The sequence below is a fragment of the Alphaproteobacteria bacterium genome (assembly GCA_018063245.1).
Lineage (GTDB): Bacteria > Pseudomonadota > Alphaproteobacteria > JAGPBS01 > JAGPBS01 > JAGPBS01.
Genome location: JAGPBS010000002.1, coordinates 44,865 through 56,188, shown reverse-complemented (window position 1 = coordinate 56,188; position 11,324 = coordinate 44,865). Strand labels below are relative to the sequence as shown.

General features: G+C 40.2%; 9 protein-coding genes. All 9 read right to left on the bottom strand.

The features are described 5' to 3' along the window. Nucleotides 1-2,540 (bottom strand): sel1 repeat family protein (locus KBF71_00545; protein MBP9876808.1); only part of this gene is annotated, 2,540 nt, incomplete at its 3' end. Between the two features lie 206 nt (nucleotides 2,541-2,746). After that, complete coding sequence (gene mrdA / locus KBF71_00540) at nucleotides 2,747-4,579, bottom strand: penicillin-binding protein 2 (GenBank protein MBP9876807.1); 1,833 nt, start codon at nucleotides 4,577-4,579, stop codon at nucleotides 2,747-2,749. A 12-nt stretch (nucleotides 4,580-4,591) separates the two neighbouring features. Further along, nucleotides 4,592-5,107, bottom strand: a complete 516-nt coding sequence (gene mreD / locus KBF71_00535) for a rod shape-determining protein MreD (GenBank protein ID MBP9876806.1) — start codon at nucleotides 5,105-5,107, stop codon at nucleotides 4,592-4,594. A 54-nt stretch (nucleotides 5,108-5,161) separates the two neighbouring features. Then, nucleotides 5,162-6,010, bottom strand: coding sequence for a rod shape-determining protein MreC (gene mreC, locus KBF71_00530; GenBank protein ID MBP9876805.1), 849 nt, complete (start codon nucleotides 6,008-6,010; stop codon nucleotides 5,162-5,164). Between the two features lie 69 nt (nucleotides 6,011-6,079). After that, nucleotides 6,080-7,114, bottom strand: a complete 1,035-nt coding sequence (locus KBF71_00525; GenBank protein MBP9876804.1) for a rod shape-determining protein — start codon at nucleotides 7,112-7,114, stop codon at nucleotides 6,080-6,082. 147 nt (nucleotides 7,115-7,261) lie between these two features. Then, nucleotides 7,262-8,149 (bottom strand): hypothetical protein, encoded by an 888-nt coding sequence (locus KBF71_00520; GenBank protein MBP9876803.1) that lies wholly within the window; start codon nucleotides 8,147-8,149, stop codon nucleotides 7,262-7,264. Nucleotides 8,150-8,207: 58 nt separating this feature from the next. Continuing rightward, nucleotides 8,208-9,419, bottom strand: coding sequence for a TIGR03087 family PEP-CTERM/XrtA system glycosyltransferase (locus tag KBF71_00515; GenBank protein ID MBP9876802.1), 1,212 nt, complete (start codon nucleotides 9,417-9,419; stop codon nucleotides 8,208-8,210). A 3-nt stretch (nucleotides 9,420-9,422) separates the two neighbouring features. Beyond that, nucleotides 9,423-10,457, bottom strand: coding sequence for a FemAB family PEP-CTERM system-associated protein (locus KBF71_00510; protein ID MBP9876801.1), 1,035 nt, complete (start codon nucleotides 10,455-10,457; stop codon nucleotides 9,423-9,425). Continuing rightward, the gene (locus tag KBF71_00505; protein MBP9876800.1) at nucleotides 10,447-11,283 is read right to left on the bottom strand and encodes a DUF3473 domain-containing protein; all 837 of its coding nucleotides are present in this window, start codon (nucleotides 11,281-11,283) and stop codon (nucleotides 10,447-10,449) included. Before KBF71_00505 ends, KBF71_00510 begins: the two co-directional genes overlap by 11 nt. Between the last annotated feature and the right edge of the window lie 41 nt (nucleotides 11,284-11,324).

Genomic DNA, 11,324 nt, shown 5'->3' with positions numbered 1-11,324 from the left:
GCCTCATCCGTCAGCTCAACACAGACCTTGTCTGTGTCAATTTGCCATGGATCAGTGCAACCATCAAGAACGTCTTGAAAGGCTTCGCTCAGATGTGTATAGGCCGTTGATTTAGGCAATGCTAGGACCTTGTTCAAATATGTCCGCACCAGACCTATAAGAGAAAGAGGTCTAAAGTGCTGATAAAACATATCCAATATTTCCTGCTTCGATCTTGCAAGAAGGGGTTCGTACATTAAAGGGGTATGAACATCAAAGAAAATACTATCTTCAAGACCAATCTCACCACCAATCATATTCTTCACATGAATCGTTTGGTGAGCGGCTTCCATGACCTCATCACCAGGTTTCAAACAGCAGAGAACTTTATAAAAGTATGATTGGGGATTCGTGATAAATGCTTCAATGGCATTCGTAATCCCTTCATATACCATTTCTTCACCTGGTTTCATCTGAGCGATGTCTTCAATTGGCTGACTCGATCTGATCGGAAATTCCGCTGCAACAGAAGGATAGTAAGCATCAACGCCCTCTCTCTTTCCATAGATACATCCGCCGATAGAAGCCAGCGTCCTCAGCAAGGTCTCTTCACGATTCGACAAAACCTGCCCTTCTTCTCTTTCTGCAGACTTTGAGAAAATATTCTCCACAATCTTCATAAATTTCAGAGCAATCAAAGGCACTAACTCACCTGGCTTTTTATTCTCATAGGTTAATAGATTGAGAAGATAAGAACTTCCAAGGGCTTGAGACTCTAACTCAACCAAAGATGAACCCGTCACATCCTTGACGGCGCCTTCAAAACCTGGCTCATTCTTTCTCTGTATCAGAGATTGAACTGCAGATTGCAGACGCGCATGCAGATCCAGCTTCGGCAGATCTCTGACATAAACTTGCCTTCCGACCAATTCATTTTTCAAAAACGCAGGCTTCAGAGACATCTTAACGCCTTGATAAGTTTCAGTTGGCAATTGAGTCACCTCACAAGCAACAGCCCTATTCTCCTTAATATCTGCGTAAATCTTATATGGGCTTGTGGCCTCATTCAGCTGTGACAAGCGAATATCTGCTGCAACATATTCTTGAGTAAATTCATCAAACTCACCAAACATATCACTTTTTTCAAAGACCTTAGATAGAAACTGACAAAATTGAGTTATTATTCTAGCATCAGGATCTCTTAGAATTTCAATCCATCTCAGTTTGATGGCATCAAGATCAAGCACCACTTTCTCAAGGAAGAAAATTAACATTTCTGGATAATTTGGACCCTCATTACCCCATTGAAGTAAGCCCGAAACTGAAAGCTGATCATCCCAGGCTTGGAATAACGCTCTAAGATCATCTCGACTTTGAGTGCCTTGAAAGAAAGCGATAACTTTTTCTTGCATATCAACGGGAAGATAAAAGAAGACCCGCGTAAAACAAAGACGATTTTCCGGGCTGTGAGGCTCTAAAATGTCTTTAAGGAATAAAGACACATCTTCTGAAAGGACAGATAAATAATGATCCGCCAATGCATTTTCGGCCTTCTCGTCAATTTTGCAGGATAACCAAATATCGATTGCCTTTTCCTGATCTTGTGACACGCCCTTACCTTCATAATAGCATCGCCCTAATTTATACCCAATCTCATCCCACAAATCACGATCAAGTGAATTCCAGAGCCTAAAAGCCTCTTGATAATCTTGAGCGACCCCAAGTCCTGCGAAATAGCAATGTCCAAGCTTAATCACTGCCTCGGTACTATCCACCTTAAGACTATTCCATATCTTGAAGGCTAAATTCATAGAACGATCATATCCAACCCGGATGGTCGACTTTGCGGCACTTTCAGATCTATGTGCTGCCTTGTAAATAGATTTCATTTTTTTAGCTTCAACAAGTAATCGTGATTGAAGCCGAATTTTAAGAGCCATAGCAACGAGAGATTTAGAAATCTCAGAATTTTTTTCCAAAACAGCATACAGCTTTAAACAAAAATTGACATTAGACTCAAATGGAACGTTTTTTTGCAGAGCTCTAATTTTCTGATCTAAAAGCATAAGCCCGAAATCTACCTGACGATGCACGTACCACGAAGCCATTTTCAACCTATCCTGAAAAGCTGTGTGACCAGAATTGAGATTAAATTCTGATATGAGCATGTGTAAAGCGATAGAAGATTCCCTTGAACCACTAGGATTACCTTCTTCAAACACACCCCAAATAAGGTCCAAAGCCTCCCGTTGCAAACGACTATAGTCTTCATAAACTGTAGCCTGAAGACTCTGCGCCTTGAAAGATTGAGCCTTATCAAGAGACTGCTGAGGCGTTAAAGCTACGGCAGGAGCCGCAACAGTTCGATTTTCAATATGTGTCACAGTCACTGACCCAGGCCTGACGGAAATATGAAGCCTTTTAGGAGGCTGTTCTGCTGATTCAACAGGTCTTTTTGGAGGGGCAGAATTGATCAAAGCTCCTACAGGATTTGGGTTCGGATTAGGATTAGGATTAGGATTAGGATTTGGGTTTGGATTGGGAGGTAAAAGTCCTGACATTTTATTTCCTTATATAAATAGAATTAACAATTTAAATACACAATTATAAACAGACTTTGCAGCTAAATCAGCTTCAACATAGATAATCTATTGCATTAAATATAAGATGTCAATTAATAAAGGGAACACTCAAAGCCTACGCATGAAAAAGAAAAGCGTTAGAAAAACTGTGTAAAAATATCTATATGTACAGGCTTGCAAAACACTTACACAAGCTCTGCTGGTTTAAATTCTTTACAAGCCAGCATAATCTTTTTAGCAAGGGGTGCTGCAACTGAGCCTCCGAACCCCCCATGATCGACAATAATCGCAAGCGCATAGCGCGGATTATCCGTTGGGCCAAAACAAGTAAACATGGCATGATCTCGATGATGCCATGGCCTATGTTCGTTCCCCACAAGACCTTTTTCACGATCTTCCATTGAAATACGCTTTACCTGTGTTGTTGCTGTTTTCCCGCCCATTTGAAACGAAGGATCTTCGATAAAAGCGTGCTTCCCTGTACCATCAGGCTGCACAACAGCTTTCATGCCATCAACAATAATATCAATATTTTCAGGGTTAAAGTCTAACTCTGGAAATTTTACGGGATGAACTAACTCATTATCAACTTGACGCACAAAGTAAGGTGTGACAGCCTTGCCGCCATTTGCAAATCGGGCTGTCATCACAGCTATCTGCAATGGTGTCACCAGGATATAACCCTGTCCGATCGATGCATTAATCGTATCGCCACCTACCCAAGGGACTCCATGTTTTTTGATCTTCCAGGCCTTATCTGGAATCAGACCCGGACTCTCACCTGTAAGCCCTAAGTCATACTTTTGGCCATAGCCCAGCATTCTCGCTGTCTTAGCGATTTGATCGATTGAGAGTCGCCCTCCTAAATCATAGAAAAAGGAGTCACACGATTTTTGAATGGCTCGATGAAAATTGACTGTTCCACACCCATGCTTATGAACACAGTGAAAGCGGTGGTTTCCATAATCAATATACCCCTTACAAAAAACCTGATGGTTTTTGTTAACAGCATTATGTTCAAGAGCCGCCAAAGCAATTGTCATTTTAAAAATTGAGCCTGGTGCATATTGACCTGCGATCACTTTATTGGTGAGAGGCCTTGCTGGATCTTCCAAAAACTGTTTCCAGCTAGTATCTGATATCCCGCCCACAAAAAGATTGGGATCATATCCAGGATGAGAGACGCATCCATAAACAGCTCCTGTTTGGGCATCCATCACCACACAACTACCGCTCTGATGCTCTTGGAGCAACTCACCAATACGCTGCTGGAGGCCCAAATGAATTGTCAACTGTACTTTTTTTCCAATTTTACCTGGATCGTGAGCAAGTTCACGCACAACTCTGCCAAGTGCATTCACTTCTAACTGTTTCGCCCCTGGCGTGCCTCGAAGTTGATTATCAAAGGCTGATTCAATCCCTGAACGACCAATCTTCATCCCAGGGATTGTGTAGATTGGATCTGGATTCTTTTTTTGCTCTTCAGGAGAGATCGAGCCCACATAACCAAGCAAGTGAGCCAGAAGCCCCTTGTATGGGTAGCTTCTGATTTCACCCACATCAATAAAGATGCCTGGCAAATGAGGCATGGCAAATTGAATCTTTGCAACCTGTTCCCAAGTTAGATTCTCTTTTAGAAGAACGGGTAAAAACTTTTTCCGACTCTTCAAAAAACGCCGAATGCGTTCTTGTTCTCCATCTGTCAGATGCAGTAATTTGACAAAAGCTGAGAGCGATTTTTCAACATCATCTGTTTTCTCACGCAGAAAAAAAGCGCTAAAATTTTGATCATTTCGAGCAAGAATTTCTTCTTTTAAATCAACAATTAAACCTCGTCCTGGTGAGATAGGTCTCACACTGATCCGGTTCTTTTCAGCCATTGTTTTATATTTCTGCCCCTCAATCACTTGCAGATAAAACATTCTTCCAAGTACCGCTGACAATAAAAGACCTTTGAAAGCGCCGATTAAAATACTACGCCGCTGAAAGATATGAAATTTATCGTGATCAAAATCCATGTCTTACATCCCTTACGAAGCTAAAAGCCACTGATGGATTTTCCTCATCACAAAAAAAGACAAAGGGAAAAATAAAATCGTTAAGAGGTAATCGTAAGCAAGGGGCAAAAAGAGAGACATGCTCTTCGCATGGTAAGAAAAAAGCAGATACCGTACAAAACCTGCAAGAATAACCGACAAAGCGAAATATTGCCATATTTTGGAAAAAGGAGAGCGTATGAACCGAACACGGCGGTAATAAGCAGCTGACCTTAAAACCAAAAAACAAAGTGGCATAACACCCAGTAGCGTACCTGCCAACAAATCGTAACATAATCCAAACACAAAACAAAAAATAAGAGGCACAAGATTTGAAGCAAAGAGAGACCAATAAAATAAAGCACCAATCAAAAAAGCATCAACAAGAATTGCCGACCCATAAAACCCTTGAGGAACAAATCTAAAAATCATTAAAGCCATCAGAATAAAACCTGGAACAAGCTTTTTTACAGGATTTTTCACAAAGTACGCACTCGATAATACAGTCATTCAATCAGATCCCACACTTACATAAATTACCGAACAACAGGCATTTCGGCTAGCTTATTCCTGTCCCAATTTGTCAATTTCTTCTAACAAAGATTTATTCTCTATCACAATCTGGACAATATCAAGTCTTTCATAGTTAATCAGCGGAACAATATCCATTGTCCCAGGCTTCAGGCGCCCAATCAAAAGACCTTCTGGCAAATACCCCTCAACACCAGATGTTACAATATAATCATCTTTTAAATACCGAACGTCATCACCAATAAATTCAATTGAAACACCGTTTAGTCCATTTCCATTGATCATCGCTCTGTCACCGCTTGATAAGAACTTAACAGCAATGTGTGAATCAAAATCACTGAGCAAAAGAACACGTGACGATGATTGACCAACCTCTACAATATGGCCAACAAGAACCTTACCAACAACAACGGCCTGACCCATCTTAATGCCATCATGGGCTCCCACTTTCAATAAATATGTTTTACTGAAAGGAGAGATTGCATCTCCCACAATTTTTGCTGAGATATAAGACTGACCACCATGATCCTTTAAAGCCAAAAGAGATTTCATAGAATGATTTTCTGATTCAAGCCTTAAAGCCGTTTGTTGCCAGAGCTTCAATTGAGCATTCTCATATCGCAATTGCTCATTCTCGGCGTAAACAACAAAATAGTGATGGATGGAATCGTAAAGCCTCACAAAAACATGCCCAGGGCTTGTGAAAAGGCTCAAAATTCCAGCAGATACATCATCAAAATAGGTCTGAATCGGTTTAATTTTCTCAGGTTCAGATGAATGAAAACTGGCCAGCAAAATCGAAAACACCAAGAAAAAAAGGAGTGTTAGCTTCTGCGTGTAGGCTCTAAAAGAAGAGGCTCTGCTTTTAACGATCGGACGCATATCTTACTCTCAGCTCTTCATTTCTCCTGAAGCATGTTGTGGAAAAACATAATCCCACAAACACTCCATTTAATTGATCAACACATTTTTCAGCGTTTTCATTTCCTCGAGCGCACGCCCTGTTCCCAGAGCAACGCATGATAAAGCATCTTCAGCAATAGAGACAGGTAGACCCGTTGCATGTCTTAAAACAAAGTCTAGGTTTGCAAGCAATGATCCGCCACCCGTTAAAATGATTCCTTTGTCAACGATATCAGCAGCTAACTCTGGCGGTGTCTGCTCTAGAGCTGTTTTAACAGCTTCAATGATTTGGCTGACGGGTTCAGCGAGACTTTCTGCAATCTGGCTTTGGCTAATGGTAAGCTCTTTTGGAACACCATTCATCAAATCACGTCCTTTTACAGTCATAATCGGCCCTTCTCCTTTTTCAGGAGCGCAAGCTGATCCAATCTGTTTTTTGATACGTTCTGCTGAACCTTCACCAATGAGCAAATTATGATGACGACGAATATAGCTGATAATCGCTTCATCCATCAGATCGCCACCGACACGCACTGATCTAGAATAAACAATACCACCTAAAGATAGAACAGCAACCTCTGTTGTTCCGCCCCCGATATCAACAACCATAGATCCTGTTGGCTCAGTCACTGGTAAGCCAGCACCAATCGCAGCAGCCATAGGCTCTTCAATCAAAAAGACTTGTCTTGCACCCGCTGATTCAGCTGATTCTTGAATTGCACGACGCTCAACAGCTGTTGAGCCTGATGGAACGCAAATAATCACACGCGGACTTACGAAACTGCGACGATTATGGACTTTACGAATAAAATGTTTGATCATTTCTTCAGCGACTTCAAAGTCTGCAATAACCCCATCTCTTAAAGGACGAATGGCTTGAATGTTACCTGGCGTTCTTCCGAGCATTAATTTTGCTTCATCACCCACAGCAAGAACTTGCTTTTTTCCCTTAATCATAACGATTGCAACAACTGATGGCTCATTTAAAACAATCCCGCGTCCTCTGACGTAAACAAGAGTATTTGCTGTACCAAGATCAATTGCCATATCTGCTGAAAGAAAACCAAGAAGTTTAGAGAACATGTGGAGCACCTGCTATGTTATATGTTAAAAAACAACTATCTGATCTGACAATTGTCCTATTTTCCATATCATAGACCTTTATTAACAGAAAACCAAGTTGATTTTAAATCAGCTTGGCCCTCATTCACATTTAAAATTTTTTAGCTTTTAAACGTTATTTTTAATTGTTATTTTGGGGTTGTTTTTCAGGGCATCCGGTACACTGACTCGAAGCCCGCTAGGAATCACCAATAGTTCTAGTTTAGTACATTGCTCAATTTCAGGTGGTAATGAATCGACTAATGCATCTCTAATCCACACCACCTCTAAATCCTTTAATTGCCCTATTTCTGGGGGAATCAATACTTGCAAATGCGAGAACAACCGCATCTCGGAGGACACTTCCCCGGTCAAAATTGCATCTCTGAAGCGGCTATAGCTATTGTAGCACTGTATCATACTTTGCTCTTCATCCTGGTCTTGATGTTCTATACATCTTTCCACGCCTTCTTTAAAATCTAAAAGATGGAAAGCAAAATCTAGAGGAGAATCACTAAAATAATCTCCAGATAAATTTTTCTGCACTTCGTCTTTAGTCTTTCCTGTCAATTGGGTCAGTTGATCCATGATCCTTTGTGCCTTTACAAGGCTTTCCTCTTTAGAAACCCCGCCATATTTCTGAAGATTACTTTGTTGACGCGGGGTAAGTTCCATGTACTTTTTCCCATAAAGAGTATTACTTTTTAAACCATATAAATACTCATTCTTCATAGAAAGTTTCAAAATATCGCCTTTTGAACCTGCAAGATGTGTTAGTACTTTTTCAAATGCTTGCTTACCTTCACTCAAATCAGTTTCATAAATAGCATCCAACATCCTCATACCAATAGGGCTTAAAAAATCATCAATCGCTTTATAATTACCCACCATTCTCCCTGCCTGAGAAGACTCATCAAGTGACACACTATGCTCATTAAACTCAGTTTTCTTTGTTTCTAAAGCCTTGTTGTCTTCAACTCCTACCTTTGAACGATCTGGTTTATTTATATCTGACATAATATCCCTCCATACGTTATAATTATACAACATTTTAAAATAAAATAAAATAAATTTATTATTTATTCTCAAAAAGGGCGCGAATCACTCGATGACTTAGATCCCATGAATAATTTTTTTGAATGAACAAACGTGCTTTTTTTCCTATCTTTTCTTGTTGTGCACCATCATTCAGCAATTTGAGGACCGAATCTCTAAATTTCGCTGGCTCATCTGCTGTCATTGCCTCACAAGAGAGGTCCTCTAAAGCAGAAAGAGCTAAGTGAGTCGCAATGACAGGCTTACCCATAACCATTGCCTCTAACACTTTATTCTGTATACCACGTGAAACTCTCATAGGTGCAACAGAAACTTTCGCATGAGAGATATAAGGCCTTATGTCCGTAACGGACCCGGTTACTAAAATATTTCCCTCATTCACCAGCGCTTTTACATCAGGACTTGGATTCGATCCAACAATCGCAAAAAGCACATTTGGCAAGACATTACGGAGCATAGGCATAACATCTTGACAAAACCATGTCACAGCATCAATATTTGGCCAATAATCCATTGCGCCAGAAAAAACAATAACTTCTTTCCCTTCAGGATAAGGTGATGGGAAAGACAATTCCCAATCCCAAAAGGACAAGTCAACACCATTCATCACAGCTTTTACAGTTTTCATTTTTAGATCAGGATTTTGACTTAAAAAGAAATTGCGTTCTTTCTCTGACACAAAAAGGCTTGCTGTACAAAATTGTGCTATTTTCTTCTCAAAACTCTGTAATTTTCTGCCTTCACGCCTGTAAATCCAAGACAAAGGAAATGATTTTTGCATTGCATATTGCGCCCATTTATCTGAATCAACATCCACAAAATCCATAACCTTTATGGCATCTATCCACCCCTCATTCATAATGTAGGATGCCATGCCTGATGAAAAAACAAAAACCTTCTTGATATGGTGCATTGTGCGCATTTCCTCAACCCATTCTGCAAGACGCTCATCAAAAAAATAATATTCTGTCAAACTTTTACCTGTGATCAATGCTTTCAATGACCTTATCTTTGCCTGTAAAGGCTTTAGAGGTAAAAAACAGTGGCTCTTTGTAATCGCAGCGATAGTTGGCACATAGACCCAATCCGGCTCATGATCTATAAATCCACCCACATGAACATGATAAACCTCACTTAGATTCTGTAAAATATGCCAAGATCGAATCTTATCCCCTTTGTTTGGCGGATATGGGATACGGTGCACCAAAAAGAGAAGATGTTCTTTTTCCATCACCTATCCAATTTGCCGAACGATCATAGGACCCAGATGATTCGCAACACATAATGGCAAGCGCTTCCATCCTTCAATAAACAATCGATATTTAGGATTGAGTGGATTCATATTTGGCAATTCTTGACCTTGAGCTAAATGATACTCATAGACCAAAGGCTTAGGCTCAAACCCCCAATTACATTTATAATCATAGGCGCCTGTACCTACTTTACTTCGCCCAAAATCAAAAAGTTTTAAACCCTTCATACGTGCATCATCCATAATTTTCCAGTACATATAATCATAGGCCCCATATTTGCGAGCGGCTTTAGTACCACCACCATAATAAGGCAACACACTCTCTTGAAAATAAAAACTCACAAGTGAAGTCAAAGCCTCTCCCTCTTCTGAATAGACTGTACAAATCTGACAATCCTCTTGGAACACTTTTTTCAGAGCCTGAAAGTACGTCTTTGGAAAAACGGGCGTCCCCAGATCTCGAACACTTTGTGAGTAAATTTTAAAAAACTGATCAACATTATCTTGCCATACAAAATTTAAATTAACACGACCATCAAGAGCCTTTCTCACAACAGCTCTTTGCTTCCGCGGAATCAACAAGAGATTTTCTTCTTCATCTGGCAAGATTGGCCTTTCAAAAGTTGCATATAAACTATCATTACAAGCCCAATCTATATGTGCTTTCTCTTTCTGCCGATACTCAAGATACCGGGCGCCAAGAGAATTCATCAAACGAATCGCCTCTTGATCGAGCAGATCTGCAGCTTTTTGACTCTTCACCAGCGGACCACCATAAACACAAAATGCATTTGAAATCAAAGCCTTCGTGAAAAAAGGACTATCCACAAACGTCAGAGGCAAGATTCCCTCTATGGCCCCATCAGCCTCGACATAAAGATAATGTGTTTTTTGGTTAAAAGCGCTTTCAATAACATCTTGCCATGCTGACAAATGAAAAAATGTACCTTTTGGATGATTTGTTACAAAGTCATCCCATGCTTTCTGCTTATCTGGAGTTAAAAGCTTAACTTGCATCGGTCACTCCTATCTGAAAAACTTTATCCATGCGATCCCATTCAAAATCACGACATAGCATTCTCAGCTTTTCTTCCATCATCCCTAAATTATAATAATGTCTAAACTGCGCTTTTAACGGAAGATCATGGATGTGTGGTTGTTTTGGATCTATCTCCCATGGATGAAAATAAAAAATAGTTGGACGTTTATTTTGTCCTCGTGCTTGTTTCGTTAAAAAACGAAACAACGGATAAGGTATAAGACGAAAATAACCACCTCCGCTTACTGGAAGATTTTTTCCAAAAACAGACATCACTGTCATTGGGATCTCAAGAAATGGAGTCTCTATAAATCTTGGCCTATAAGAAGATTTTGGCCCATCTGGCATTCCGTACAAATCATGCTGAACAGGATAAATGCTTGAACTATACATATAGCCTTCTTCTGCCAAAATGTCGAAAAACCAAGGCGTCTTGCGACCAATCGAAAAAGTCGGCGCTCTATACCCTTTGACTTTTTGACCTGAAATATCTTCAAGTATCTGTTTTGATTTTCTGGCATCTTCTCTGAATTGATCTGCATCCATGGAATCAATCCGCTGATGATCATAACTGTGTGAGGCAATTTCATGTCCCTTTGCAACCATCTGTTTTATTAATTCAGGATGTCTTTCTCCAACCCAGCCTAGGGTAAAAAATGTTGCTTTTACATTATGCTCAGAGAACAAATCCAAAATTCTCTGCATAGAATCCACAACGCGACTGGTCATCCATGCCCAATCGTCTCGGTTGATTTTTGAGCTAAGCGCATAGACTTGAAAATATTCCTCCACATCGACAGTCATCGCATTCAACAATGACTTTTGATAATGCCCTTGCATTTTGA

What these genes read in the sequence shown, in the direction of transcription:
- mreD (MBP9876806.1), bottom strand. Translation starts at nt 5,107, where the DNA reads ATGACTGTATTATCGAGTGCGTACTTTGTGAAAAATCCTGTAAAAAAG.
- KBF71_00520 (MBP9876803.1), bottom strand. Translation starts at nt 8,149, where the DNA reads ATGTCAGATATAAATAAACCAGATCGTTCAAAGGTAGGAGTTGAAGAC.
- KBF71_00515 (MBP9876802.1), bottom strand. Translation starts at nt 9,419, where the DNA reads ATGGAAAAAGAACATCTTCTCTTTTTGGTGCACCGTATCCCATATCCG.
- mreC (MBP9876805.1), bottom strand. Translation starts at nt 6,010, where the DNA reads ATGCGTCCGATCGTTAAAAGCAGAGCCTCTTCTTTTAGAGCCTACACG.
- KBF71_00525 (MBP9876804.1), bottom strand. Translation starts at nt 7,114, where the DNA reads ATGTTCTCTAAACTTCTTGGTTTTCTTTCAGCAGATATGGCAATTGAT.
- mrdA (MBP9876807.1), bottom strand. Translation starts at nt 4,579, where the DNA reads ATGGATTTTGATCACGATAAATTTCATATCTTTCAGCGGCGTAGTATT.
- KBF71_00510 (MBP9876801.1), bottom strand. Translation starts at nt 10,457, where the DNA reads ATGCAAGTTAAGCTTTTAACTCCAGATAAGCAGAAAGCATGGGATGAC.
- KBF71_00505 (MBP9876800.1), bottom strand. Translation starts at nt 11,283, where the DNA reads ATGACTGTCGATGTGGAGGAATATTTTCAAGTCTATGCGCTTAGCTCA.